The organism is Halosimplex rarum (genome assembly GCF_047715405.1).
GTDB lineage: Archaea > Halobacteriota > Halobacteria > Halobacteriales > Haloarculaceae > Halosimplex > Halosimplex rarum.
The window spans coordinates 1,402,339-1,427,840 of record NZ_CP180412.1; the positions used below are offsets into that span (position 1 = coordinate 1,402,339).

Below are 25,502 nucleotides of genomic sequence, written 5' to 3' on the forward strand. Positions count from 1 at the left end.
ACTGGGTGTGACTGCACGCGACTCTCTCAAATGTCTTGTGACCTTTCACCGACGGAGACGGTTCTCTCCGGTGAAACCTCCGGAAACGGAAGTCGCCGTTCGTCCGACCGCGTGGGTCGCGAGACGACGGGTGGTTCGCGCGACTACGCTTCGTCTTCGTCGGCGTCCGCGTCCGCGTCAACCTCCTCGACGGACGCCGGGATCACGTCGACCGTCGCGACCTGGTCGCCGTCTTCGACGCGCATCACGACCACACCTTTCGTGTTCCGGCCGACCTCGCTCACGTCGCCGGCGCGGATCCGCATGATCTGGCCGGCCTCGCTCATGATGAGGAGGTGGTCGTCGTCGGCGACGGCCTTGACCGTGCTGACCGGGCCGTTGCGCTCGTCGGTCTTGATGTCGATGAGGCCCTTCCCGTATCGGGACTGACGGCGGTACTCCGAGAGGGGCGTCCGCTTGCCGTACCCGTTGCGGGTGACGGTCAGCAGGCACCGGTCGTCGTCCTCGTCGGCCGCGACCATGCCGGCGACGCGGTCGTCGCCCTGCAGTTCGATCCCGCCGACGCCGCGGGCGTTGCGGCCCATCTCGCGGGCCTCGCTCTCGTCGAAGCGGATCGTCATCCCCTGTTCCGTGGCGATGATCAGGTCCTTCGTCCTGTCGGTGACCTCCACGTCGACGAGTTCGTCGCCCTCCTCGAGGTCTGCGGCGATGATGCCCGTCGAGAGGATGTTCTCGAAGTCCTCCGCGTTGGTGCGCTTGACGTAGCCGTTGCGGGTCACCATCGCGATGGACTCCTCGGGCTCGAACTCGTCGGTGTTGACGACGGCGGTGATCTCCTCGCCGTCGTCGAAGTCGATGAGGTTGACGGCCGACTTCCCGCGGGCCGTCCGGCTCATCTCCGGGATCTCGTATGTCTTCAGTTTGTAGACCTGGCCCTGATTGGTGAAACAGAGCAGGTAGTCGTGGGTGTTGGCCCGGAAGACCTTCGAGACCCGATCCCCTTCCTTGGGGTCGGCGCCGATGATGCCCTTGCCGCCGCGACCCTGCGGGTCGAAGCGGTCGATGGGCATCCGCTTGATGTAGTCGTCCTCGGTGATGACGACGGCGACGTCCTCCTCGGGGATGAGGTCCTCGTTGGTGATCTCGTCGCTCTGGACGAAGTTCGTCCGGCGCTCGTCGTCGTACTCGTCTTTGATCGCCTGGAGCTCCTCTTTGATGACCGCCAGGAGCTCTGACTCGTCTTCGAGGATCGTGTTCAGGCGCTCGATCTCGTCCTGGAGGTCCTCGTACTCGCTCTCGATCTCGGCGGACTCCATCGAGGTGAGCGAACCGAGCTGCATCCGGACGATGTGGTCGGCCTGGTCGCCCGAGAAGTCGAAGGCCGTCTGGGCGTCGAGGTGCTCGAACTCGGCGTCCAGCTCGCCGAGATCGACTTCGCCGCGGAGCGCGGCTTTGGCCTGGTCGCGGTCCTCGCTGTTGCGGATGAGGTCGACGACCGCGTCGACCTGGTCGAGGGCCTTCAGCCGGCCTTCGAGGATGTGTGCGCGGTCCTCGGCCTCGGCGAGTTCGTACTCCGAGCGCCGTCGGACGACCTCCTTGCGGTGGTCGAGGTACTCCTCCAGGGTCTCCTTGAGCGTCAGGACCCGGGGCTGACCGTCCACGAGCGCGAGGTTGATGACGCCGAAGGTCGATTCGAGGTGGTGTTTGGTCAGCTGGTTCTCGACCAGGTCGATGTTGGCGCCGCGCTTGAGGTCGATGACGACGCGGACGCCGTTCCGGTCGGACTCGTCGCGCAGGTCCGAGACGCCCTCGATCTTCCCCTCGTTGACGTCCTCGGCGATGCGCTCGACCATCCGCGCCTTGTTCTCCTGGAAGGGGATCTCCGTGACGACGATCCGTCCCTCGTCGCGCTGGAGTTCGTACTTCGCGCGGACGGTGACGCGACCGCGGCCGGTCGCGTACGCGGAGTAGACGGCCTCGCGACCGACGATGGTGCCGCCGGTCGGGAAGTCCGGCCCCTTGATCGGGCCGGCGGTGCCGTTGCCGCGCTCGTCGCGGGTGTCGACGAGGTCGTCCACGTCGCAGCCGGGGTTGTCGATGAGGTGGACGACGGCGTCGACCACCTCGCCGAGGTTGTGCGGCGGGATGTTGGTCGACATCCCGACGGCGATGCCCGACGAGCCGTTCACGAGGAGGTTGGGGACCTTCGCGGGCAGGACCTCGGGCTCGGTCAGGCGGTCGTCGTAGTTGGACTGGAAGTCGACGGTGTCCTTCTCGATGTCCGCGAGCATCTCCTCGGCGATGTCGGCCATCCGGGCCTCGGTGTACCGCATGGCGGCCGCGGGGTCGCCGTCCATCGAGCCGAAGTTGCCCTGCCCGTCGACCAGCGGGTAGCGCATCGAGAAGTCCTGTGCCATCCGGACGAGCGTGTCGTAGATCGGGCTGTCCCCGTGCGGATGGTAGTCACCCATCGTCTCGCCGACGATCGAGGAACACTTCCGGTGGGAGGTGTTGCTCGTGACGCCCATCTCGTGCATCGCGTAGAGGATGCGCCGGTGGACGGGTTTGAGCCCGTCGCGGACGTCGGGGAGGGCGCGACCGGCGATGACGCTCATCGCGTAGTCGATGTAGCTCTGCTCCATCTCGTTCTCGACGCGGACGCGGTCGACTTCCGCGGCCGGCGTCACGTCGTCTGTATCGGGTACGTCTGAACTCATTGTGTCACCGTGGTGTTTTCTCCGGTGGTGTCAGTCGGGGTCGGCACGCGACCCGGGCGGTCCCGGCGGGATGTCATCAGATGTCCACCCATTCCGCCTCGGGCGCGTGGTCCTTGATGAACTGCTTGCGCGGTTCGACGGCGTCGCCCATCAGCACGGAGAACATCTTGTCCGCCGCGGCGGCGTCCTCGATGGTCATCTGCTTCAAGATTCGCTGTTCGGGGTCCATCGTCGTGTCCCACAGCTGCTGTGGGTTCATCTCGCCCAGGCCCTTGAACCGCTGGACCTGGGTCGGGTTGCCGTTGCACTTCTCCTCGACGATCCGGTCGCGTTCGGCCTCGGTCATCGCGTCGTACGTGTTGCCGTTGTACCGGACGCGGTACAGCGGCGGTTGCGCGGCGTAGACGTAGCCGGCTTCCAGCAGCGGCCGCATGTGCCGGTAGAAGAACGTCAGCAGCAGCGTCCGGATGTGCGCGCCGTCGACGTCGGCGTCGGTCATCAGGATGATCTTCTCGTAGCGGGCGTCTTCGATGTCGAACTCGTCGCCGATGCCCGTCCCGATTGCCGTGATCATCGCCCGGATCTCGTTGTTCTCCAGGATGCGGTCGAGGCGGTGTTTCTCGACGTTCAGGATCTTCCCGCGGATGGGAAGGATGGCCTGGAACTCGGGGTTGCGACCCTGTTTCGCGCTGCCGCCCGCGGAGTCGCCCTCCGTGATGAACAGTTCGGCGTCCTCGGGGTCGCGCGTCTGGCAGTCCGAGAGCTTCCCGGGCAGCGCCGTCGAATCGAGCGCGGACTTCCGGCGGGTCAGTTCCTTGGCCTTCTTGGCGGCTTTACGGGCCTTGGCGGCCTCGACGGCCTTCTGGACGATGACCTCGGCCGTCTGGGGATTCTCCTCGAAGTAAGTCCCGAGCCCCTCGTGGACGGTCGACTCGACGATCCCGCGGACCTCGCTGTTGCCGAGTTTCGTCTTCGTCTGGCCCTCGAACTGCGGGTCGGGGTGTTTGACCGAGATGACGGCGGTCAGCCCCTCGCGGATGTCGTCGCCCTTGAGGGTGCCGTCGATCTCGCCGAGCAGGCTGTTCTCCTCGGCGTAATCGTTGACGATGCGGGTCAGCGCGGTCTTGAACCCCGTCAGGTGGGTTCCGCCCTCGCGTGTGTTGATGTTGTTGGCGAAGGCGTGGATGGACCCCTGTAGCTCGTTGGTGCCCTGCATCGCCACCTCGACGTGGATGTCCTGCTCCTCGTCCTCGAAGTAGATGGTGTCCGCGTGGAGGGGCTCTTTGGTCTCGTTGAGGTACTCGACGAACTCCCGGATCCCGCCGTCGTAGCGGAACGTGTCGGCCGTTCCGTCTCGGTCGTCGGCGAGGGTTATCTCCACGCCGGAGTTGAGGAAGGCCAGTTCGCGCAGGCGCGACTCCAGCGTCGAGTAATCGTACTCGTCGGCCTCGAAGATGCCGCTGTCCGGCCAGAAGCGGATCGTCGTGCCCGTCTCCTCGTCGTCGTCCATGTCGCGGACGCGTTCGAGGCCCCCGCCCATGGGCTGGCCTTTCTCGAAGGACTCGCGCCAGACGGCGCCGTCGCGCTTGACCTCGACCTCCAGCGACTCGGAGAGGGCGTTGACGACGGAGACGCCGACCCCGTGCAGGCCGCCCGAGACCTGGTAGGACTTGTTGTCGAACTTACCGCCGGCGTGGAGAATGGTCATCACGACCTCGACGGCCGGTTTGTCGTACTTCTCGTGGGTGTCGACCGGGATGCCCCGGCCGTCGTCGGAGACGGAGACCGACCCGTCGTCGTGGATAGTGACGGAGATACTGTCGCAGTATCCCGCGAGCGCTTCGTCGATCGAGTTGTCCACGACCTCGTAGACGAGGTGGTGGAGCCCCCTGTCGTCCGTAGACCCGATGTACATCGCCGGGCGTTTGCGCACGGCCTCCAGCCCTTCCAGGGCCTGGATCTGCTGTGCGCCGTACTCGTCAGACTCCCGTGACATATAATCTGTATACCGGTAGTAGACCACCGTCCTTAAAGCTCTCGCACGCGCGCGAGCGCGAGACCGACGGACGAGAGACGATCTAAACGGTGAAATCGCTCGGTTCCGATCGTCGGTCCGAGACGCCCGGCCTGTCTCGGACGGCCCACTGGGGCCGCCTGTCTCGCGGTCACATCCCGCAAGGGGACGCCGGGGTGGCCCGGTTTCACTTTCACTCTGCCGGCGAACGCCTTTTAAGCTGTCCGGCAGTAGGGGGTCCCACGGATGACATCGTATCAGTCGCAACTCGGCGAGGGTGAGGGGATCGCCGAGGAGCTGGCCGAGAGCCAGCGGTCGATCTCCATCGCCGAGTTCTTCGAGAAGAACAAGCACATGCTCGGGTTCGACAGCGGAGCCCGAGGACTCGTCACCGCCGTGAAAGAGGCGGTCGACAACGCACTGGACGCCTGCGAGGAGGCCGGCATCGCCCCCGACATCTACGTCGAGATCCAGGAGGCGGGCGACTACTACCGCCTCATCGTTGAGGACAACGGCCCCGGTATCACCAAAGAGCAGATCCCCAAGGTCTTCGGGAAGCTGCTCTACGGGTCGCGCTTCCACAAGCGCGAGCAGAACCGCGGGCAGCAGGGGATCGGTATCTCCGCGGCGGTGCTGTACTCACAGCTCACCTCCGGCAAGCCCGCGAAGATCACCTCCCGGACCAAGGGCGGCGTCGACGCCGAGTACTTCGAGCTCATCATCGATACGGACACGAACGAGCCGGAGATCGACGTCGAGGAGACGACCACCTGGGAGCGCCCGCACGGCACGCGCATCGAACTGGAGATGGAGGCGAACATGCGCGCCCGCAACCAGCTCCACGACTACATCAAACACACAGCGGTCGTCAACCCCCACGCCCGCATCGAGCTGCGCGAGCCGAGCGAGCACATGAAGTACGAGCGGGTGACCGACCAGCTCCCCGAGGAGACCGAGGAGATCCGACCCCACCCTCACGGGGTCGAACTCGGGACGCTCATCAAGATGCTCGACGCCACCGAATCCTACTCGGTGTCGGGCTTCCTGCAGAGCGAGTTCACCCGCGTCGGCGGCAAGACCTCCGACTCGGTGATCGACAACTTCCGCGACCGTCACTTCGGTCGCGAGATGGCGTGGCGACCGCCCGAGTCTCACGAGGACGCGGACGTGGCCCGCGCCCTCGACGCCGCCGTGGCCAACAAGGGCGCCGACGCCACCGCGGAGTTCGCCGACCGCGTCTCCGACGCGCTGGACGGTTACGAACGGGTCTCCCACCACGAACTCTCGGCCCTCGTCGACGACGTGGCCGACGACATCGAGGCGAAACACGAGGTGACCTTCGGCTCGACCGTCCGCGAGAACGCCGTCGAGGCCGGCTGGGACGCCGTTGTCGGCGTCGGCGACGCTGACGGCGGGGAGTACGACCACCTCCGGTCGGACCTCTACGGCCTGATCGACGAGGTGACGACCACGCAGAAGGACGATGCGACGATCCAGGGCCTGGCCGACAGGCTCGCCCCGAAGTTCGGCGACGCCGACGACCGGCGTCACCGCTTCACCCGCGACGAGATCCGGGAGTTCGTCCGGCGCGCCGCGGACGCGACCGAGGAGTACGACGACGCGACCTTCGGCGAGACGGCCCGCGAAAACGTCGTCGAGATCGTCTGGGAGTCCGCCGAACGGGTCCCCGACGACCCGCCGAACGTGACGGAGATCGCCGACGACCGCGACACGTCGAGCCAACTTCTGGAGGCGATGCGCGAGACGGACATCATCGCGCCGCCGACGGACTGTCTCGCGCCCATCAACGCCGATCTCATCGAGGAGGGCCTGCGCAAGGAGTACGACGCTGACTTCTACTCGGCGTCGACCCGCGACGCGTCCGTTCACGGCGGCGACCCGTTCATCGTCGAGGCCGGCCTGGCCTACGGCGGCGACGTCGAGGCCGAGGGCAAGGCAGAGGTGATGCGCTTCGCCAACCGCGTCCCGCTGGTCTACCAGCGGGGCGCCTGCGCGACGACTGACGTCGTGAAGAACATCAACTGGCGCAACTACAACCTCGACCAGCCCGGCGGCTCGGGCATCCCGAACGGCCCGGTCGTCATCATGATCCACATCGCCTCGACGAACGTGCCCTTCACCAGCGAGTCGAAGGACGCCGTCGCGAACGTCCCGGAACTCGAATCCGAGATCGAACTGGCGATGCGCGAGGCCGCCCGCGAACTGAAGTCGTTCCTGAAGAAGCGCCGCTCGATGCAACAGCGTCGCGAGAAGCAGGACAAGCTCGCGACCATCCTGCCGGAAATGGCCGAGAAGCTCACGCAGGTGACCGGTAGCGACGAGCTCGACATCGACGACACGCTCGCGCGGATCATGAACAACGTCCTCGTCGAGCGCGAACGCGACGGCGACACGGTCCGGCTCACCATCGAGAACAACTCGGACCGCGCGGCGGACGTGGATATCACCGACATCGTCGCGGGGAGCGAGCCCGCGCTGGCCAACGGCGACGCGAGCGTCGTCGAGATGGACGGCGAGTGGTTCGTCAAGTGGTCGGCGTCGGTGTCGAGCGGCGACGAGGCCACGCTGGAGTACGAGGTCGGCGACGACGCCGAGTTCGAGATATCGGTCGAGGGTCTAGAAGAAGAGCGACTCACTATCGACGCATAACAATGAGCACAGACACAGACGCGGACGCGAGAGAACAGCTGATCGACCTGGCCGAGGAGTTCTACGACCAGTTCGAGGAGGGCGACGTGCCGAAGATGCGGATCCCCACCCGGACGAAGTCCAACATCGAGTACGACGAGGACAAGAACGTCTGGGTGTACGGCGACCGCGAGAGCACGCGTACGGCCAAGACGATCTCCGGCGCCGAGAAACTGCTCAAGGCGACCTACACCATCGACTTCCTCGCCGACCAGCTCGACGAGGATCGCTCGTCCACCCTGCGTGAGCTCTACTACCTGAGCGAGTCCTGGGACCTCGACGAGGCCCAGTTCAACACGCAGGACGAGTCGAACAACCTCATCGAGGACCTGGAGATCGTCTCCGAGGTCAAGCGCGAGGACTTCCACATGCGCCCGGAGGAGTCGGGTGCGAAGATAATGGGGCCGCTGCTCCTCCGCGAGCAGACCAACCGCGGCGACCGGGAGATCCACTGTCAGGACGACGTCGGCCAGGGCGGCTACCAGATCCCGAACAACCCCGACACCATCGAGTTCCTCGACAACGACGCGGAGTTCGTCCTCTGCGTGGAGACCGGTGGTATGCGCGACCGACTCGTCGAGAACGGCTTCGACGACGAGTACGACGCGCTGGTCGTCCACCTCGGCGGCCAGCCCGCGCGGGCGACCCGGCGGATCACGAAGCGACTCCACGACGAACTCGACCTGCCGGTCACGGTCTTCGCCGACGGTGACCCGTGGTCGTACCGCATCTACGGATCGGTCTCCTACGGCTCCATCAAGAGCGCGCACCTCTCGGAGTACCTCGCGACGCCGGAGGCCCAGTACATCGGCATCCAGCCCGAGGACATCGTCGAGTACGACCTGCCGACCGATCCGCTCAGCGACTCTGACGTCAACGCGCTGGAGAGCGAACTGGAGGACCCCCGCTTCCAGACCGACTACTGGGAAGAGCAGATCGAGCTCCAGCTCGAGATCGGGAAGAAGTCCGAACAGCAGAGCCTGGCCTCCTACGGTCTGGACTTCGTGACCGAAACCTACCTGCCGGAACGCCTCGAAGAGATGGGCATCCTCTGATCGGGCTCGCCCTCCCCGTCAGCGGTCGTTCTGCTACGTAATTTTTATTAGGTGGGCCCCCACCCCTCGTGTCATGTCGGATGAAGGTGACGACGACGGACACAATCTGGTACTGATAGTCGCGGTCGTGGGGATCGGGCTGGTAGTCCTCGGCGCCGTGGTGGTCATCGGGGCGGCGGTCGTCGGGTCGTTCGTCCTGGGACTGGGCGCGGAACAGGGGGCAGTGGAGCCTGCCGCTTCGTTCGGCGTCGATGCGACGGCTGACGGAGCGACGGTCACTCACGAAGCTGGCGACAGTATCGACTCGTCGAATCTCGTCATCCTCGTCGACGGCGAGGAGCGAGGGACGTGGGCGGACCTCACTGAATCATCGGACCCAGTGACCACCGGCGACGAGATCGAAATCTCAGACGTGCAATCGGGAGACGAAATCGCGGTCGAGTGGCGGGACGGAGACGAGACGGCTGTGTTGATCAGGACCCAGGTCGGCGCGGCGTGAATCGCCGGTGATTCGGGGACTATCGCTCGTCCAGCACGACGGGCACGCCCCGTTTGGCGACGTCCTCGGCGAACGCTCCGCTGTCGCCCTCTAACGCCTCGAAGGTGTTGTAGTGGATCGGGAGAACGAGATCGGGATCCATCGCCTCGGCGAGGTCGGCGGCGTCGTGGCGGTCCATCGTGTACGACTGGGAGATCGAGGGCACGAACAGGGAAGCGTCGAGTTCCTCGTGGCCGTCGAGCGCGTCCGAGTCGCCGGTCCAGAAGACGTTCGTCTCGTCGACGGAGGCGACGAAGCCGCAGCCGATTCCCTCGGGGTGGATCGGCGTGCCGTCCGGGTTCACGTTCTTCCCGTCGGGGTCGTTGTAAGCGGGCACCGTCATGATCGGGACGCCGTCGACGACGAGTTCGTCCTCCATGCCGACCTCGACGACCTCGTAGGGGAGTTCGTCTATCGGCGTCAGGTCGCGGTCGCTGTCGGTCACGTCGATGCCTTCGAAGGCGACGACCGTCGCGTCGTCCTTGGCGACGCGCTCGACGCCGTCGCTGTCGTAGTGGTGGATGTGGGTGACGCAGACGACGTCGCCGTCCCGTGCGTCGTAGTCCTGTGCGGGCGGGTGACCGACGCCGGGCGTGTCGGGTTCCCACTCGCCAGTCAGCGTGCCGTATCGGCCGGGGTCGAAGTAGACGACGGTGTCGTCGCCCTCGATGCGCAGGGTCGCGTAGCCGAGCCAGTCGACCGTCAGGCCGTCGTGTCGGACTGTCATACTACGCAGTTCCGGTGTGACGGCGAAAAGGCTTCGCCTCTGGGTACTCGCTTCCGATACCGTCGATCGCTGCCGGTCGGCCAGCAGTCCGCCGCTGCTGTCGATCCGCCGCTCGGTTACTACTGCTCGGTCACTGCCGCTCAGTCACTGCCGCTCGGCCAGTCGCTCGACGCGCTCCAGCGGGTCCGCGTCGCCGGGGTCCTTGTCCTCGCGGACGCCCAGGAATCGCGGGAATCGGAGAGCGTACCCGGAGGAGTAGGTGGGCGAGGCCTGGATCTCTTCGTAGCCGACCTCGAAGACGACGGCAGGGTCGATGTCCACGTCGGTGCCGTTCTCGGACAGGACGTGCGGCTCCAGCAGTTCCGTCAGGGCTTCGAGTTCCTCGTCGGTGATCCCGGTCGCGACCTTGCCGAGCGTCTCGAACCCGTCGTCGGTCCGCGCCGAGAGCAGGAAGGTCCCGAGCAGTTCCGCGCGCCGGCCCTCGCCCCACTCGGCGCCGGTGACCGCGAGATCGAGCGTCTCGACGTCGGGCTTTCGCTTCAGCCAGTTCTTCCCGCGGCGACCGGGCGTGTAGGTCGACCCGGGGTTCTTGAGCATGATCCCCTCGTGGCCGGCGCCGAGCGACTCGGCCTCGATGTCGGCGATCTCGTCCGGGTCGTCCGACAGTACGAGTGCGGAGAGGGCCTCGGCGCCGTCCTCGCCGAGGACGGCTTCGAGTCGGTCGTGGCGGTCGACGAGGGGTTCGTCGAGCAGGTCGTCGCCCTCGGCGTGCAGACAGTCGAACGCCCTGAACTCGACAGTCACGTCCTCACGGGCCTTCGCCACGTCGTGTTTCCGGCGGAAGCGCCGCAGGACTTCCTGGAACGGCAGCGGTGAGCCGTCGTCGGCGACGGCGACGACCTCCCCGTCAAGGATCGCCGGGACGTCCACGGCGTCGTCGACGAACTCGACGACCTCCGGGAGCGGGTCGGTCACGTTCTCCATGTTCCGGGAGAACAGCCGGGTGACCGGTTCGCCGCCTCCGGTGTCCGCTTCCGCGGGGTTGTGGTGCACCTGAACGCGCGCCCCGTCGTACTTCCACTCGACGGCGGCTTCGTCCCACTCGTCCAGCGCCTCGGTGACGGTCCCGGCCTGGGCGAGCATCGCGCCGACCGGCCTGCCGATTTCAAGTCCGAGCGCGTCGAGGCCGTCGACGCCCTCGTCGCGGGCGACGACCGCGACTTCGCCGTAGTCGTTGGTGACCTGCAACGCGCGCTCGACCGCGTCGACCGGGACGTCGAACGCCGCCGCGACCGCGTCGCGGACGGTTCCCTCGCCGACGCCGATCCGCATCTCGGCGAGCACGAGGCGCGCGAGATAGCGTGCCTCGTCCCCGTCGGCACGGTTGAACAGCCCGAAGAGGATGTCGCGTTTCGTATCCTGGCTCCCGGCGCCCTCGGTCGCGGCGAGGTCACGGAGTTCGTCGTCGACCTCGGCCACGGTCAGTCCGGCCGATCCCTCGCCCGAACTCCCGCCGTCACCGCAACTGCCCGCACCGAACGCGCCGAGCCCCTGCTGGCCGCCGAAGTCGTAGCTTGCAGCCACCTCGCCCACGTCGCCCATCTCGGCGACGCGGCCTTCCACGTCGTCGGCGGAGACGTTTCGCCCGGCGGCCTTCGCGATGGCCTCGTAGCACAGCGCGGGGCCGATGTCGAGTTTCGTCGAGACGTGGGCGGGGAACACCCGGCCCTGCACGTACCGGGCGACGACGGGCAGGTCCGCGCCCGCCGCCTCGAACAGGTCGGTCACGCGCTCGCGGACCGCGCTGTCGGCGCTCTCGGCTTCGATCGCTCGGGCCCGCTCGGCGAAGGCGGCCAGTTCCATCGCCGCGTCGGTAGGTCGGCCATCCGCCTAAAACCCGACGGACCGCCGCCGCACGGAACCGACGCTTCCCCGCTTGCTGTCGCTCTGCTCGACCTGCGCCACGTCGTAGATACGGGTGCGCTCGGTCGGATACGTGCGGTCGACGGACCCGCCGGTGTACCCGAACCGCTCGTCCCCGTCGGTGTCGAGGTGCGGGACCGCGTACAGTTCCATCTCGTCGCTGTACGTCGATTCGAGACGTATCCGGACGTCGCGGTCGTCGCCGGGCGCGATGTACTCGCTGTGGCCGACGATTTCCCCGTCGGCTGTCTTCGATCGGATCGTGACGTATCCCCCCTCGGACAGCGAAACGGAGTCTATCGTGACGGCGTCGCCCGTCATCGTCTGGTCGGAGAAGGTCACCTGCGCGACGGGCGAGGAGAGGAGCACGAACGCGCCGTAGGCGACGGCGAGCATGACCGCGGCGTGTTTCGCCCCGTCCTTGAGCGACCCCTCGCCCAGCTGTCCGGCGACGAACCCGGAGAGGACCGCCTGGACGATAGCGGTGTGGAAGAAGACGAGCGTGTAGGCGGCCTTGTTCACCTGTCCGAAGCGGGCGAACGCCTCGACATCGATGGCCATGCGGTTCGTGTTCTCCGGCGTCGGGACGTTGTTCGGGAGACTCGGGACGAGCACTTCCTGGACGGCGACGATGATGACCAGGAACACCACGAACGAGACGTAGATGACGACGAGGTAGGTGAACATCTGCTGGCGCCGCTTGCGCCGGAGTTTCAGCTCCGCCGCCGCCTGCTGGCCGGCGATCCGGAGGACCGGGCCGAGGTTCCCGCTCGCCCGGAGCGCGTTCGTCAGCAGCGTGACGACCCGCGTCGTCGCCGTGGTCCGAACGCGCAGGCCGAACCGCCGCAGCGCGTCGTCGACGTTCGCGCCGTAGGTGATGTCCCTGTGGATCCGGTCGACCTCGACGGAGAGGACGCCCAGGTCGCTCTCGCGGACGCGTTCGAGCCCCTCGACGACGGACATGCCCGCCTCGTTGAGGCTCGCGAGCCGGTCGAGCAGTTCGGGCAGCGCCGTCTCCATCCGCCTGATCCGTCGGGAGTAGTACTCCCAGACGACCGCGAACGAGCCGACGACCACCAGCAGCGCCTGGATCAGGACGTCGTCGAGCGCGCGGACCTGTACGTCGCCGACCAGCAGTCCCGGCGCGCGCAGGACGACGGACAGCAGCGCGAGCGGGACAGTCACGTAGAGGATTGCGGTCGGCCGCCCGAGCAGGGTCCGCATCGGTCTGTCGACGAAGACGCGGACCCGTTCGAGGGCGTCGTATGCGGCGAGTTGCCGCCGGTCGGTCGCCGCCGTCGCGTACCCGCCGTCGGTCGCCTGTCGGTCGGTGCCTCGCTTCGCGTCGCGGTCGCCGTCCGACTTCGCGTCGCGGCCGTCGTCCCACTTCGACGTCTGGTCGGGAAGCCCCGAGTGGCCGCGGATCGACTCGGCGAGCCCGGCGGTTTTGGCCCCGCCGCCGACGCCGAGGAGGTCGAGCTTCCCCGAAAGGTAGACCACGAACAGCAGGTTCGCCAGCGGGATCATCACGTACGCGAGCAGCCGTAGGAAGTTGATCGTCTGGGTCGTCGTCAGCCCGAAGACGAGCAGGATCGTCATCAAGAAGAGCGTCCCGGCGACGAGGACGGTGACGTACGCCTCGGCGATGGTCGCCAGCAGTTCGAGTACGTCCTCCTGGCGGTCGACGGCCTCCTCCTGGTAGCGGTCGTACTGCTCGCGCAGGAACCCGGGCAGATTCTGCCCGCTCTGGAGGACGCTCGCGAGGTTCTCGCCGAACGTCTTGAACTCCTCGCTGGGCGTCCGCTTCGTGACGTGTCGGACGGCCGTGATGATGTCGCGACCGAAGAGATCCATCTGCCGGACGGCGACCGAAATCTCGTCGGCGCCGTGGCCGTAGACGGCGCGATTGCGCGCCAGCGTCCGCATCACCTCGGGCATCGCCATCCCGCCCCGTGAGAGCGCGTAGACGAACGCGACCGTCCGCGGGAGCCCCTCGTTGATTCCGCGCCGGCGCACCTCGGCGTGGCTGCGCGGGCGCTCCCATCGGTACCAGTACGCCGAGGCCGCGGCGCCGAGCCCCGTCAGCGCGCCGCCGCCGGTCAGGACCGCGAGCACCTGCTTCGGCGTGAGTTCCGGTTCGAGTGCCGGTCGCCCGAGGGCGTTCGCCATCGCGTTCGGGAGCTGGTTGATGAACTCACCGACCGCTGGCAGTATCAACAGCGCCCCGCCGGTGAGGTAGACCCCGACGACGGCGCCGGCCACGGCCGAAACCGCGGTGACGAGGTACGTCTCGGCGGCGTACGTGCGATACGTCTGGTCGACGTAGGCCTCCCTGAGCCTGCGGCGTCGGTCCGGCGCCTCCTCGGTGACGTATCGGGCGAAGTACCGGCGCGCGACTCGTGCCGACAGCGCTCGCAGCCCCCGATGCAACGGAACGAGCGGAACGAGCGCGACGAGCCCGAGGCCGAAAAGCAGCGGCACGAGGCCGACGAGCGCCCTCATGAGTCGCCGACGGACACCGCGGCGTCGTCTATCATGTCGACGACCTCGCCGGGGTCCGCGTAGTACTTGTTGACCATCGCGGTGAACCGCCGGAAATCGGAGATGCCGCTGTCCTGCAGGTACGCGAGGAAACGCCGGCGGTTCCGGAACTCGCGCATCAGTTCGGCGCGCGTCCAGCCCTGTTCCTGTCGGATCTCCTCTAGGAGTTCGCTGTTGTTCCGCGTGAACGTGTCGGAGGTGCCGTCCCACGAGTAGGTGTTGGAGTAGTCGAGTTCGCCCGTCCGCTGGTCGATGCCCTCGATCTCGGAGACAGTCTTGGCGCGGCGGACCCGCTGGTCGCCGGAGCGGGTCAACACCTGGACGCTCAGGACGTCGAGCGACTGGACCATCGGCCGCGGGACGTTGATCGGCTCGTTCTCGAGGCGGTTGATGACCGTCTGGACGGAGTCGGCGTGCAGCGTCGAGAACGTCGTGTGCCCGGTGTTCATCGCCTGGAAGAGGGTGATCGCCTCCTCGCCGCGGACCTCGCCGACGACGATGTACTCCGGGCGATGGCGCAGCGACGACCGCAGCAGGTCGTACATCGTGATGTCGCCGTCGCCCATGCGCTCGCGGGTGACCGACGACAGCCAGTTCTCGTGGTACAGGGACAGCTCGCGAGTGTCCTCGATGGTGATCACCTTCGAGCGCGGCGGGATGAACATCGAGACGGCGTTCATCGAGGTGGTCTTCCCGGCGGCCGTCCCGCCGGCGAAGATGAGGCTCTTGTTGTTCTCGATGCACAGCCAGAGGAAGGCGAGCATCCGGTCGTCGTAGGTACCGTAGTCCATGAGGTCCACCGGCGTCATCGGCTCGTCGGCGTACTTCCGGACGGTGAACGCCGACCCGCGCGGCGTCACCTCGTCGCCCAGCGCGAGTTCGATCCGCGAGCCGTCCGGCAGCGTCGTCGAGACGACCGGGTCGCTGACGCTGACGTGCCGGCCCGAGCGCTGGGCGAGCTGGACGACGAAGTCGTCCAACGCGTCCCTGTCGAAGACGACGTTCGTCTCGACGTCAGTGTACTCCTCGTGATAGACGAACACCGGCAGCGACGCGCCGTCGCAGGAGATGTCCTCGACGCGCGAGTCGTGCATGATCGGGTCGAGCTTGCCGTAGCCGAGAAACGACCGGTGGAGGTAGTAGAACAGCCGGTAGAACGTCTCCGTCGCCACGTCGACGCCGTACTCTTCGAGGCGCCGGCGCAGTTCCTCGCGGAGCGCCTCGGCCGGGTCGGCGCTCACCTCGTCGCGGTATATCAGCGGGTCGCGGACGTCCTCGAAGACCCGTTCCAGCAGGTCGAGTTCGGTCTCGTCGAGCGACGGTTCGACGACCCGATAGCGGTGTTCGTTCTCCTCGTCGTCGTAGCTGATCGTCGCGTAGGCGAAGGGCGCGTTGAGCCAGTAGCGTTCGATCTCCCGCTCGCCGGTGGCCGTGGGGTCGGCAACGAGTCGCCCGTGGCGTGCGGGGTCGTAGTTCGGGACGTGGATGCGGGTGCCGGTGAGGGCCGTGGCCGCCCGGGTGAGCCACTGCTGGAAGGCGTCGAGGCGACCGCCGCCCGCTCCCGTCCCGTCGCTGGCTTCGCGTGACATGAGAGGTCCGTGACCGCGTGTTACCCGAGGTATCCCGGCGACTCACTTAAACTCGAACCCCCAGTAATCACGGATGAAACTGGCGAAGCGACTGATCGCCGATCCCGCCTCCGGGCCGCGGCTCCGCGGCCGTTACACCGTGAACAGATGGCCCTCTTCGGGCACGTCGAACAGGCCGATGCGCGCGCCGGCGTCGAGCCAGGCGTGGCCGTAGGAGAACGAGGCGAGGGCGTTCACGGGGTCGCCGTCGTCGCGGAAGTGGCGGCCGTCTTCGAGGTACGAGCGGGCCATCTCCTCGCACTCGGCGGCGGCATCGGCCATGGGCGTCCCCTCCGGCGGTGCGACCTCGGCGGCGTCCAGCGCCTCGGCGAGCAACCCCTCGTAGCGGTCGGTCTTCTCTTCCAGGTCGGCGGGCATGTTCGGAGTGGAGTGGGGGCGCGCTCCTAAGCGTTCTGTCGTCGGTCTGCGGCGGTCGGTTGCGCGTCGGTCCCGCACGGCGAATCGACCGGCTTCGGGGTACTGGCCGGTTGGTCACGTTCTCTGCGGGTGTATTGGTCGTCGAGGACGAACGGGAGGCATGGACGAGGATCTCAGCGACAGCCGACTCGACCGCGGCGACGAGGAGTTCGCTGCGGACATCGCCGGCGACAGCGACGCGCTTCTCGAGATACTCCCGCACTTCTACCGGGGCGAGGTGAGTCAGGCCAACAGCGCCCAGGACCGGATCGACCGCACGACGAACTGGGCGATAACCCTCCTGGCGGCGCTGTTGTCGCTCGTGTTCTCCGCACCGGCGATGCCGGCGTACCTGTTGCTCATCGCCGTCGGGGCGCTCGCCGCCTTCCTCTCCTACGAGGTGCGCCGCTACCGCTTCTACGACATGTACCGGTCGCGGGTCCGGATCGTCCAGGAGAACGTCTTCGCCAACGCGCTCTCGCCGGAGGGCGCGGAACACTCCAAGTGGCGCGAGGAGCTGGGCCGGGACCTCCGCTACCCGACGTTCAAGGTCTCCCTCCTCGAAGCGCTCTCGCGACGGCTCCGTCGGATCTACGGCCTGCTGTTCGTCGTCGTCGGCGTCGCGTGGGTCGCGAAGGTCACGCTATTCACGCCGGAGCGCCAGTGGACCGAGGCGGCCGAACTCCCGGGCGTCCCCGGTGTCGTCGTCGCGGGCGTACTCGGGGTGGTCTATCTCGCGATCGTCGCTCTCGCGGTCTGGCCGACCGAACGCCAGGCCAAAGGCGAAATTTACGGCGAGCGAGTGGGCGAGTGGAAAGAGGACTGATCGGGGGGCGCGGGGACGAGCGCGGCGGTGAACGAGCACGCGTCGCAGCGGATCGGGCGCGTCCGGCGACGTACCCGCCCGTCCCGACCGGTCGCCGCGACAGCGCAATCTACATACGGGATACTCCATTACCGTATAGCAATGACTTCCGAGCCGGCCGACCACCGACGGCTGATCATCGCGGGTTCGGGCATCGCAGGGTTGACAGCCGCCATCTACGCGGCGCGGTCGAACCTCAAGCCGCTCGTCCTCGAAGGGGACGAGCCGGGCGGACAGCTCACGCTGACGACCGACGTCGAGAACTACCCCGGCTTCCCCGACGGCGTCGGGGGGACCGAACTGGTGAACAACATGAAAGAGCAGGCCAAACAGTTCGGCGCGGAGATCACCCACGGCATCGTCGAGGACGTCGACGACGACGTTCGGCCCTTCGAGGTGGAACTCAACACCGGCGACACGTACACGACCGACGCCTTCATCGCCGCGAGCGGTGCGAGCGCGCGCACCCTCGGCGTCCCCGGGGAGGACGACCTCATGGGCTTCGGCGTCTCGACGTGCGCCACGTGCGACGGCGCGTTCTTCCGCGGCGAGGATATGCTCGTCGTCGGTGGTGGCGACGCCGCCTTCGAGGAGGCCGACTTCCTCACGCGCTTCGCTGACACGGTCTACCTGGCCCACCGTCGCGAGGAGTTCCGCGCCGAGGACTACTGGATCGACCGCCTGATGGACAAGGTCGAGGACGGCGACGTGGAGATCATGCGCAACACCGAGCTGCTGGAAGTCCACGGCTCCCAGGAGGGCGGCGTCGACCACGTCACGCTCGCGCGCAACGAGTCGGGCTACCCCAAGGACACCCTCGACGACCCCGAGACCGAGGAGTTCGACTTCGACGTGGGTGCCGTCTTCGTCGCCATCGGTCACACGCCCAACACCGACTACCTCCAGGACACCGGCGTCGACCTGGACCCGGAGGGCTACGTGATGACCCAGGGCAGCCGCGGCGGCGGTGAGGGCGCGAATCAGACCGCGACCGGCGTCGAGGGGCTGTTCGCCGCCGGCGACGTGGTCGACCACCACTACCAGCAGGCGATCACCGCCGGCGGCATGGGCTGCAAGGCCGCCATGGACGCCGACGACTACCTCGAACGCGAGGCGCCCGCCGAGGGCGAAGCGGAAGCCGCGGCGGAAGCGGACGACTGACGCTCCACCGCCTTCTCCGGATTTCACTCGCCGTCGCTCGCACACGCATCCACCAGACCCATATGGGGGCTGTCCCTACGGAGACCATGGCAGACGCCGAGACGGTGACGCTGACGCTCGAATCGGAAGACGGTGCGACGGACGAACTCGTCGTCCCGACCGAACTGCTCGACCTCCTCGCCGAGGGCGACGAGACGGCGCCGGAGGTCGTCGGCGACATCGCGATGTTCGGTCTCGCACAGCGCATCCACGGCGCCGTCCACCACAGCGAGGGCGACGTCGACGACAAGATCGCCGACACCGAGGAACTGACGCTCGACCTGTTCGAGGAGCGCTTCGGCCGCTCGTTCGCGGAACTCACCGGCCACTCTCACTGACGTAGCCGCACCAGTACAGGCAGTTTCGCGGTTTCTCGACGCCGGGCCCGCTCGACAGCGTTCGGACCGCCGCCGGTACCGTCAACAGACGTCCCAGCGGATCAGGACGCCGTCGTCGATGCCCTCGACGTCGCGGAGCGAGAGTTCGGGGAAGTCGTCGACGAACCCGTCGCCGTCGGCCAGCGTCGGCGCCTTCCAGCCGCCGATGACGGTCGGGCCGACGTACACAGAGAGTTCGTCGACCAGCTCCGCCTCGAACAGCGAGAAGATGATCTCGCCGCCGCCTTCGACCATCAGCCGGTCGATCCCCCGCGACTCCAGTTCCGCCAGCGCGGCGGGGAGGTCCACCCGCTGGTCGCCGGTCGAGATAACCTCGGCGCCGGCGTCGGTGATCTCGGCGACGAAGTCCTGCGGGGCGGCCTCGCTGGTCAGGAGGTACGTCTCCGCCCGGTCGTCGAGGACTCGGGCGTCCGTCGGCGTTCGGATCCGGGAGTCGGCGACGATGCGGGCCGGGTTCTCGGGCTTGCCGCCCTCCCGACGGCGCTCCCGCCGGGCGTCGTCGTCGACGGTCAGCGACGGGTCGTCGGCCAGTACTGTCCCGACGCCGACCATGACGGCGTCGCTCTCGGCGCGGAGGGCGTCGACGCGGTCGAAGTCGGCGGGACCGCTGATCGCGACCTGTTCCCGTTCACGCGTCGAGAGTTTCCCGTCGGCGCTCATCGCGGCGTTGACGACGACGTGCATAGGGGGGAGAAGCGCGCTCCGCGGAATACCGCTTTCGGTCCCCGGTCTCACCCCGGGCCTCGGTCCGAGGGTCTCACTCCGGCGGCTCGGTGAGTTTGCGCGTGTCGAGTCGCTTCGCGCCGTCGATCGCCGCCGCCCGGAACACGAACGAGCGCCCATCGAGCCACAGCTCCTCGACGTCGAAGACGTACTCCTCGGTCCAGGTCTTGAGGCGGGCCTGTCCCTTGCCGTCGATCTCCAGGAACGTTCGCGGTGTCTCCTGGGTCTCGATCTCCCACTCGTCGTCGCCGAGGCCGAACGACTCGCTCTCCTCGTCGGCCCAGGCGAACACCGTCCGGTACTGCTCTCGCGGCTCCTCGGCGCGACCGTGGTCGACGCGCTTGTCGGTCTCGAAGTCGAACCCGTGGGCCGAACACCAGGCGCGCAGTTCCTGCTCGTCGAAGCGCTTCGGGACCGTCTCCTCGGCGCCGGACCGCCGCCAGACGACGTGGCTCTCCGACGGCTTGCCCCTGAACGACGGGGGTTCCATGCGACGCACATCGAACGTGGACGACCAAAAGCCTGCCTCGACCGGGTTCCCAACTGACACGACGGTGCCCGCGTCCGACGACTGCCGGTCCGCCGTTCCGTGCCCGAGTGCTCGCCGTCGACCGACGGGAACGATTTTTACCGACCCCAGCCGAACGTCTCGGTGATGAGCTTAGACGACCATGCCGAGGAACTCGCCTCCAGCCTCGGTGTCGACAAAACGGAGGTCAAACGCGACCTGGAGAACCTCGTCGAGTACAGCGTCCCCGTCGAGGAAGCGAAGGACAGTCTCCGCCGGAAGTACGGTGACGGGTCGAGCGACAGCGGCGGCCCGACGACCAAAGACATCGCCGACGTCTCGACGGGCGACTCCTCGGTCACCGTCACCGGCACGGTGCTGACGGTCGGCAAGCGGTCGATCCGCTACCAGGGGTCGGACCACGTCATCTTCGAGGGGGAGATCGCCGACGAGAGCGGGAAGATATCCTACACCGCGTGGGACGATTTCGGCCTCGAAGCCGGGCAGACGATCACCGCCGGCAACGCCGGCGTCCGCGAGTGGGAAGGCGACCCCGAACTCAACCTCGGCGAGAGCACGACCATCCAGCTCGCCGACGAAGACCTCGCCGTCGACTACCCGGTGGGCGGCGACGCGACGCTCGCCGAACTCGAACCCGGCGACCGCGGGATCGACGTCGAGGTAACAGTACTGGAGGTCGAGACGAAGACCATCGACGGCCGCGACGGCGAGACGGACATCCTGAGCGGCATCTTCGCCGACGAGACGACCCGGCTCCCCTTTACCGACTGGGAGCCCCACGAGGCGATCACCGAAGGCGCCTCTCTCCGCCTCGAAGACGTGTTCGTCCGCGAGTTCCGCGGCGCCCCGTCGGTCAACGTCTCGGAGTTCACGACCGTCGCCGAACTCGACCGGTCGGTCGAGCCCACCGAGGATGCGCCCGCACTGGCCGTCAGAGACGCTATCGAATCGGGCGGCCTGTTCGACGTGGAGATCGTCGGGAACGTCATCGCGGTCCGCGACGGCTCCGGCCTCATCGAGCGCTGCCCAGAGTGCGGCCGCGTGGTACAGAACGGCCAGTGCCGGACCCACGGCGCCGTCGACGGCGTCGACGACCTGCGCGTGAAGGCCATCCTCGACGACGGCACCGGGACCGTGACCGCCATCCTCGACGACGGGCTCACCGAGGAGATCTACGGCGGCGGCCTCGAGGACGCGAAGGAGCACGCCCGCGAGGAGATGGACCAGGAGGCCGTCGCCGACGCCATCCGCGAGGAGATCGTCGGCCGCGAGTTCCGCGTGCGCGGCTCGCTGTCGGTCGACGAGTACGGCGCCAACCTCAACGCTCGCACCTTCGAGGAGACGGAGGACGACCCCGCAGCGCGTGCCAGTGACCTGCTGGCGGAGGTCCGGCAATGAGCGGGTCGGAGGACCAGGGCGGCGCGGGCCGTCGCGAGGTCGCCTACCGCCTGTTCGCCGCGGAGTTCGAGGACGCCGACTTCTCGTACTCCGAGAGCGACGAGGAGCGCGCCCCGAACTACGTGGTCACGCCGACGGGCGGGCGCGTCAACCGCCTGTTCGTCGTCGGCGTCCTCACCGAGGTCGAAAACGCCAGCGAAGACGTGCTCCGCGCCAGGGTGGTCGACCCCACGGGCGCGTTCGTCGTCTACGCCGGGCAGTACCAGCCCGACGCGCAGGCCTTCTTCGAGCGCGCCCAGCCGCCGATGTTCGTCGCCGTCACCGGGAAGGCCCGGACGTTCCAGCCCGACGACTCCGACGTGACCTACACCTCGATCCGCCCGGAGAACGTCAACGAGGTCGACGCGGAGACCCGCGACCGCTGGACCGTCGGGACGGCCCGCCAGACCCTCGACCGCGTGCGGACGATGGCCCGCGCGCTCCAGATGGACGAACGCGGCGACGAGTTGCGGGCCGCGCTGGAATCCGAGGGCGTCGACACCGGACTGGCAGCGGGCATCCCGCTCGCCATCGACCACTACGGCACGACGCCCGCGTACCTGGACGTGGTCCGGAACACCGCCGTCCAGGCTCTCGAAGTCGTCGCCGACGAGCGAGACGAGGTCGACGGACACACCGCCTCCCCCGACGCGCCGGGCGAGGCGGACCTCGCGTCGCTCGCCGCGATGGACATCGCCCCCAACGTCGGCGGTGAGAGCACGGACCTCGGCGGCGCGCTCGGCGACGAGTCGACCGCGGCGACCGCCAGCAGCACCGAGTCCGCCGACGCGGCCTCGGCGACGACTTCCGACGAGACGAGCACCGGCGCGGAATCCGGAGAGCCCGCGACCGCTGCGGGCACGACCGCAGACACGGAGACGACCACCGACGCGGAGACCGCCACTGACACGGAGACGTCTGCCGACACGGGCGGAACCGAGACCGAGTCAGCGCCGGAGACCGAACCGGCGAGCGCGTCCGAACCGGCCGAGGACTCCCCGTCGGAGCCCGCCGACGAGCCGGTCGGATCGGCGGCGGAGGCCGGCGGATCGACGACCGCCGTCACCGAGTCCACCGAAACCGCTGTCGACGAGTCCAGCGAGACGGACCCGGCCGTCGAATCGGCGCCCGAGGAATCCGACGCCGCCGCCGACACCGGTGCCGCGGACGGGGACGACCTCGACGACTTCGACCCCGGCGAGTTCGACCTCGACGAGGACGAGCGCGAGGAGATCGAGGAGGAGTTCGGGACGGAGTTCCAGAGCGGCAGCGAAGTCGGCGAGCCCGGCGAGGCCGGCATCGAGACGCCGGACCCCGACGAACTCGCCGAGGGCGACGCCGCGAGCGAGGAACCCGCGGCGGGCGGAGCTACCGACGCCTCCGCGCCAGCGGAGCCCGCGGAGTCCCAGACGGACGACGCCGAGGCCGCCGAGTCCGACGCGACGGAGGCGGCCGACGCGGAACCGGAAGCCGCCGAGGAGTCGACCGAGTCGACGGCCGACGCCGAGCAGGCGGCCGACGCCGAGCCGGCCGAAGACGTCGACGTCGAGGACGCGGTGATGGACGCGATGCGCGACATCGACGAGGGCGACGGCGCCCACGCGGACGACATCGTCGACGCCGTGACGAGCCGGATCGGCGCGCCCGCAGACGAGGTGCGCGACGCCATCCAGGACGCCCTGATGGACGGCCGCTGCTACGAGCCGGACGACGACGTGTACAAGCCGATCTGATGGGCGTCGAACCGCTCCCGGGGGAACCGGCCGCCATCGCGGCGACTGCCGACCAGCGGCTGCTCGTCGTCGCCGACTACCACGCCGGCATCGAGGCCGGGCTCCGGCGGGACGGCGTCGAACTCCCCGACCACGGGCCAGAGCGCCGCGAGTCGCTCCTCGCGCTCGTCGACGCCGAACAACCGGACCGGCTGGTCGTCCTCGGCGACCTCGCGAACGCCATCGGCGACCCCAGCCGCGCCGAGCGCGAGGAAATCATCGCACTCTTCGAGGGTCTCCCCGTCGACCTCCCGGTCACGCTCGTCAAGGGCAACCACGACGGCGACGCGGCGTCGCTCCTCGAACGGGTCGACCAGTCGGTCGAGATCACGCCCGGCCACGGCGTCCGCGTCGACGACGTCGGCTTCGCACACGGCCACACCTGGCCGAGCCCGGACGTCCTCACCGCCGACGTGGTCTGCGTCGCCCACGAGCACCCCGTCGTCCGCCTCGAAGACGAGGTCGGTGGCGCCCGCGTCGAACGCGCGTGGCTCCGCGGCGACCTGAACCCCATCCCCTTCCGCGAGTTCCACGACGTCGACATCGACATCGGTCCCGACGCCGAGCTGGTCGTGTTCCCGGCGTTCAACGATCTGTCCGGCGGCACCTGGGTCAACGTCGACGGGCAGGACTTTCTCGCCCCGTTCCTGCCCGACGGGCTGGTCGACGGCCAGGCGTACCTCCTCGACGGCACCCGCCTCGGCGATTACCGGCGAGTCTGAACCGGCCGACCGGGCGTTGCCGCCGACTGTCGCGTCTCCTCGCTCAGGTCGACCGAGGGCCCGACCGTCTCGGGTTCGTTCGCTTCCGGGAACGGCCCGACGCGCTCGACCTCGGCCACCCGTCTCCGCGCGTCGAACGGACTCGCGGGGACGTCCGATCGGCCCCGTCGGCGCCGGGTATCGATTGCTCCCGCGGGAGTGTTCCAGGATCGCCGAGCCCGCCGTACCGGACCCGACCGCCTCCGTGTGACTGTATCACATTCGACGTTTGTAATGCGAAACAGTCACAAACGCACCGAGAGAGGGCACAGACGGCCGATCGGACGTATCCGATTAGAAACCCTTTAGCCGCGCGTCTGGATACAGGGGGCAATGAGTTACCGTATCGGACTCGTCGGTAAGCCCTCGGTGGGCAAGTCGACCCTGTTCAACGCCGCGACGATGAACGACGTGCCCGAGGGCGCGTATCCGTTCACGACGATCGACCCGAGCGTCGGCGAGGCGTACGTCCGCGTCGACTGCGCCGCGCCGGAGTTCGACCACTCCTGCACGCCGAACACCGGCTACTGCGAAGAGGGGGTCCGCTTCGTCCCGTCGAAACTCGTCGACGTCGCCGGCCTCGTCCCCGGCGCACACGAGGGCCGCGGCCTGGGCAACCAGTTCCTCTCCGACCTCAACGAGACGGACGTGCTCGTCCACGTCGTCGACTTCTCCGGCGAGACCGACATCGAGGGCGAGGCGACCGAGGACCACGACCCGCGCGAGGACATCGACTTCCTCGAGGAGGAACTGGACATGTGGTACCTCGACATCCTGGAGAAGGGCATCGAGCGCTTCCGCTCGGGCTATCAGGGCGAGGACCGCGACATCGAGGTCGACCTGGCCGAGCAGATGAGCGCCTTCGGGACGAACGAGGACGAGATTAAGCAGGTGCTCCTCTCGCTTGGCCTCGGACTCGACCCCGACGAGTGGGACGAGGCGGACCGCGAGTCGCTCGCCCGCGAGATCCGACTGCGGACGAAGCCGATGGTCGTCGCCGCGAACAAGATGGACAAGCCGGCCGCCCAGGAGAACTTCGCCGAGATCACCGCGGAAGACGAGTACGACCACCTCACATTCGTCCCCGTCTCGGCCCACGCCGAGAAGGCCCTGAAATCCGCCGACGAACAGGGCGTCGTCGACTACCGACCCGGCGATCCCGAGTTCGAGATCGTCGGCGACGTGAGCGACGAGCAGGAGGCGGGCCTCGAAGCCATCCGCGAGTTCGTCACCGAATACGAGGGGACCGGCGTCCAGCGCGCTCTCGAGACCGCTCTCTTCGACGTCCTCGACGCCATCGCGGTGTTCCCCGGCGCGGAGAAGCCCCAGGAGGACGGCACCTTCCTGCAGGACTGTTTCGTCCTGCCGGGCGGTTCGACGGCCGAGGAGTTCGCGTACTTCCTGCACACCGACATCGGCGAGGGGTTCCTGCACGCGATGGACATCCGCTCGGGTCGGCAGGTCGGCGCAGACACGGAACTCGACCACCGCGACGTCGTCGAGATCACGACGACGAATTGAGAGCGAGGCCGCCGAACGGGGGAACCG

19 protein-coding genes are annotated in these 25,502 nt (G+C 67.9%); 10 read left to right on the plus strand and 9 right to left on the minus strand.

The genetic code is table 11. From position 1 onward, the window contains the following. Positions 1 to 143 precede the first annotated feature (143 nt). Positions 144 to 2,717 (minus strand): DNA gyrase subunit A, encoded by a 2,574-nt coding sequence (gene gyrA, locus ACMGFH_RS06810; RefSeq protein ID WP_415382128.1) that lies wholly within the window; start codon positions 2,715 to 2,717, stop codon positions 144 to 146. A gap of 76 nt (positions 2,718 to 2,793) precedes the next feature. Next, positions 2,794 to 4,713 carry a DNA topoisomerase (ATP-hydrolyzing) subunit B gene (gene gyrB / locus ACMGFH_RS06815; RefSeq protein ID WP_415382130.1) on the minus strand — a complete coding sequence of 640 codons (1,920 nt, stop codon included), beginning with the start codon at positions 4,711 to 4,713 and terminating at the stop codon, positions 2,794 to 2,796. 264 nt (positions 4,714 to 4,977) lie between these two features. On the opposite strand from gyrB, the gene ACMGFH_RS06820 reads away from it, so the two are divergent. From ACMGFH_RS06820 to ACMGFH_RS06830, 3 genes are all read left to right on the plus strand, one after another. Further along, entirely contained in the window at positions 4,978 to 7,401 is a 2,424-nt protein-coding gene (locus tag ACMGFH_RS06820; RefSeq protein WP_415382132.1) for a DNA topoisomerase VI subunit B, read from the plus strand. A 2-nt stretch (positions 7,402 to 7,403) separates the two neighbouring features. After that, entirely contained in the window at positions 7,404 to 8,495 is a 1,092-nt protein-coding gene (locus tag ACMGFH_RS06825; RefSeq protein ID WP_415382133.1) for a DNA topoisomerase IV subunit A, read from the plus strand. 73 nt (positions 8,496 to 8,568) lie between these two features. Beyond that, entirely contained in the window at positions 8,569 to 8,994 is a 426-nt protein-coding gene (locus tag ACMGFH_RS06830; RefSeq protein ID WP_415382134.1) for a type IV pilin, read from the plus strand. A gap of 19 nt (positions 8,995 to 9,013) precedes the next feature. Here the strand turns inward: ACMGFH_RS06830 and ACMGFH_RS06835 are convergent, their stop codons facing one another. The 5 genes from ACMGFH_RS06835 to ACMGFH_RS06855 all read right to left on the minus strand — a co-directional run bounded on the left by ACMGFH_RS06835 (position 9,014) and on the right by ACMGFH_RS06855 (position 16,230). Further along, positions 9,014 to 9,760, minus strand: coding sequence for an MBL fold metallo-hydrolase (locus tag ACMGFH_RS06835; protein WP_415382136.1), 747 nt, complete (start codon positions 9,758 to 9,760; stop codon positions 9,014 to 9,016). A gap of 144 nt (positions 9,761 to 9,904) precedes the next feature. After that, a complete protein-coding gene (gene ligA / locus ACMGFH_RS06840; RefSeq protein WP_415382137.1) occupies positions 9,905 to 11,623 on the minus strand; it encodes an ATP-dependent DNA ligase LigA in 1,719 nt (572 codons plus the stop codon). Positions 11,624 to 11,650: 27 nt separating this feature from the next. Beyond that, positions 11,651 to 14,185, minus strand: a complete 2,535-nt coding sequence (locus ACMGFH_RS06845) for a type II secretion system F family protein (protein ID WP_415382139.1) — start codon at positions 14,183 to 14,185, stop codon at positions 11,651 to 11,653. Continuing rightward, complete coding sequence (locus ACMGFH_RS06850) at positions 14,182 to 15,813, minus strand: type II/IV secretion system ATPase subunit (protein WP_415382141.1); 1,632 nt, start codon at positions 15,811 to 15,813, stop codon at positions 14,182 to 14,184. Before ACMGFH_RS06850 ends, ACMGFH_RS06845 begins: the two co-directional genes overlap by 4 nt. A 132-nt stretch (positions 15,814 to 15,945) precedes the next feature. Next, positions 15,946 to 16,230: a DUF357 domain-containing protein gene (locus tag ACMGFH_RS06855; protein ID WP_415382142.1), complete on the minus strand. Its 285-nt coding sequence runs from the start codon at positions 16,228 to 16,230 to the stop codon at positions 15,946 to 15,948. A gap of 160 nt (positions 16,231 to 16,390) precedes the next feature. Between ACMGFH_RS06855 and ACMGFH_RS06860 the strand changes: the two genes are divergently transcribed. The 3 genes from ACMGFH_RS06860 to ACMGFH_RS06870 all read left to right on the plus strand — a co-directional run bounded on the left by ACMGFH_RS06860 (position 16,391) and on the right by ACMGFH_RS06870 (position 18,672). Beyond that, positions 16,391 to 17,095, plus strand: coding sequence for a DUF2270 domain-containing protein (locus ACMGFH_RS06860; RefSeq protein ID WP_415382143.1), 705 nt, complete (start codon positions 16,391 to 16,393; stop codon positions 17,093 to 17,095). Positions 17,096 to 17,236: 141 nt separating this feature from the next. Next, entirely contained in the window at positions 17,237 to 18,295 is a 1,059-nt protein-coding gene (locus ACMGFH_RS06865; protein ID WP_415382144.1) for an NAD(P)/FAD-dependent oxidoreductase, read from the plus strand. An 86-nt stretch (positions 18,296 to 18,381) separates the two neighbouring features. Further along, positions 18,382 to 18,672, plus strand: coding sequence for a hypothetical protein (locus ACMGFH_RS06870; RefSeq protein WP_415382145.1), 291 nt, complete (start codon positions 18,382 to 18,384; stop codon positions 18,670 to 18,672). 81 nt (positions 18,673 to 18,753) lie between these two features. On the opposite strand, the gene ACMGFH_RS06875 is transcribed toward ACMGFH_RS06870, so the two are convergent. Beyond that, positions 18,754 to 19,416, minus strand: coding sequence for a 2,5-diamino-6-(ribosylamino)-4(3H)-pyrimidinone 5'-phosphate reductase (locus ACMGFH_RS06875; protein ID WP_415382147.1), 663 nt, complete (start codon positions 19,414 to 19,416; stop codon positions 18,754 to 18,756). 73 nt (positions 19,417 to 19,489) lie between these two features. Further along, a complete protein-coding gene (locus ACMGFH_RS06880; RefSeq protein WP_415382149.1) occupies positions 19,490 to 19,945 on the minus strand; it encodes a hypothetical protein in 456 nt (151 codons plus the stop codon). Between the two features lie 165 nt (positions 19,946 to 20,110). On the opposite strand from ACMGFH_RS06880, the gene ACMGFH_RS06885 reads away from it, so the two are divergent. From ACMGFH_RS06885 to ACMGFH_RS06900, 4 genes are all read left to right on the plus strand, one after another. Continuing rightward, positions 20,111 to 21,382 (plus strand): Single-stranded DNA binding protein, encoded by a 1,272-nt coding sequence (locus tag ACMGFH_RS06885; RefSeq protein WP_415382151.1) that lies wholly within the window; start codon positions 20,111 to 20,113, stop codon positions 21,380 to 21,382. Continuing rightward, on the plus strand, positions 21,379 to 23,154 hold the full coding sequence (locus ACMGFH_RS06890; protein WP_415382153.1) for a hypothetical protein: 1,776 nt from the start codon (positions 21,379 to 21,381) through the stop codon (positions 23,152 to 23,154). Before ACMGFH_RS06885 ends, ACMGFH_RS06890 begins: the two co-directional genes overlap by 4 nt. After that, positions 23,154 to 23,915: a metallophosphoesterase gene (locus ACMGFH_RS06895; protein ID WP_415382155.1), complete on the plus strand. Its 762-nt coding sequence runs from the start codon at positions 23,154 to 23,156 to the stop codon at positions 23,913 to 23,915. The genes ACMGFH_RS06890 and ACMGFH_RS06895 overlap by 1 nt, the downstream gene beginning before the upstream one ends. A gap of 372 nt (positions 23,916 to 24,287) precedes the next feature. After that, on the plus strand, positions 24,288 to 25,475 hold the full coding sequence (locus ACMGFH_RS06900) for a redox-regulated ATPase YchF (RefSeq protein ID WP_415382156.1): 1,188 nt from the start codon (positions 24,288 to 24,290) through the stop codon (positions 25,473 to 25,475). The last annotated feature ends 27 nt before the right edge of the window (positions 25,476 to 25,502 follow it).

Bases quoted from the DNA above. Each gene is read 5' to 3' on its own strand.
- ligA (WP_415382137.1), bottom strand. From the start codon at position 11,623: ATGGAACTGGCCGCCTTCGCCGAGCGGGCCCGAGCGATCGAAGCCGAG.
- ACMGFH_RS06870 (WP_415382145.1), top strand. From the start codon at position 18,382: ATGGCAGACGCCGAGACGGTGACGCTGACGCTCGAATCGGAAGACGGT.
- ACMGFH_RS06830 (WP_415382134.1), top strand. From the start codon at position 8,569: ATGTCGGATGAAGGTGACGACGACGGACACAATCTGGTACTGATAGTC.
- ACMGFH_RS06820 (WP_415382132.1), top strand. From the start codon at position 4,978: ATGACATCGTATCAGTCGCAACTCGGCGAGGGTGAGGGGATCGCCGAG.
- ACMGFH_RS06890 (WP_415382153.1), top strand. From the start codon at position 21,379: ATGAGCGGGTCGGAGGACCAGGGCGGCGCGGGCCGTCGCGAGGTCGCC.
- ACMGFH_RS06825 (WP_415382133.1), top strand. From the start codon at position 7,404: ATGAGCACAGACACAGACGCGGACGCGAGAGAACAGCTGATCGACCTG.
- ACMGFH_RS06850 (WP_415382141.1), bottom strand. From the start codon at position 15,813: ATGTCACGCGAAGCCAGCGACGGGACGGGAGCGGGCGGCGGTCGCCTC.
- ACMGFH_RS06875 (WP_415382147.1), bottom strand. From the start codon at position 19,416: ATGCACGTCGTCGTCAACGCCGCGATGAGCGCCGACGGGAAACTCTCG.
- ACMGFH_RS06835 (WP_415382136.1), bottom strand. From the start codon at position 9,760: ATGACAGTCCGACACGACGGCCTGACGGTCGACTGGCTCGGCTACGCG.
- ACMGFH_RS06865 (WP_415382144.1), top strand. From the start codon at position 17,237: ATGACTTCCGAGCCGGCCGACCACCGACGGCTGATCATCGCGGGTTCG.
- ACMGFH_RS06860 (WP_415382143.1), top strand. From the start codon at position 16,391: ATGGACGAGGATCTCAGCGACAGCCGACTCGACCGCGGCGACGAGGAG.
- ACMGFH_RS06895 (WP_415382155.1), top strand. From the start codon at position 23,154: ATGGGCGTCGAACCGCTCCCGGGGGAACCGGCCGCCATCGCGGCGACT.
- gyrA (WP_415382128.1), bottom strand. From the start codon at position 2,717: ATGAGTTCAGACGTACCCGATACAGACGACGTGACGCCGGCCGCGGAA.
- ACMGFH_RS06900 (WP_415382156.1), top strand. From the start codon at position 24,288: ATGAGTTACCGTATCGGACTCGTCGGTAAGCCCTCGGTGGGCAAGTCG.
- gyrB (WP_415382130.1), bottom strand. From the start codon at position 4,713: ATGTCACGGGAGTCTGACGAGTACGGCGCACAGCAGATCCAGGCCCTG.
- ACMGFH_RS06880 (WP_415382149.1), bottom strand. From the start codon at position 19,945: ATGGAACCCCCGTCGTTCAGGGGCAAGCCGTCGGAGAGCCACGTCGTC.
- ACMGFH_RS06845 (WP_415382139.1), bottom strand. From the start codon at position 14,185: ATGAGGGCGCTCGTCGGCCTCGTGCCGCTGCTTTTCGGCCTCGGGCTC.
- ACMGFH_RS06855 (WP_415382142.1), bottom strand. From the start codon at position 16,230: ATGCCCGCCGACCTGGAAGAGAAGACCGACCGCTACGAGGGGTTGCTC.
- ACMGFH_RS06885 (WP_415382151.1), top strand. From the start codon at position 20,111: ATGAGCTTAGACGACCATGCCGAGGAACTCGCCTCCAGCCTCGGTGTC.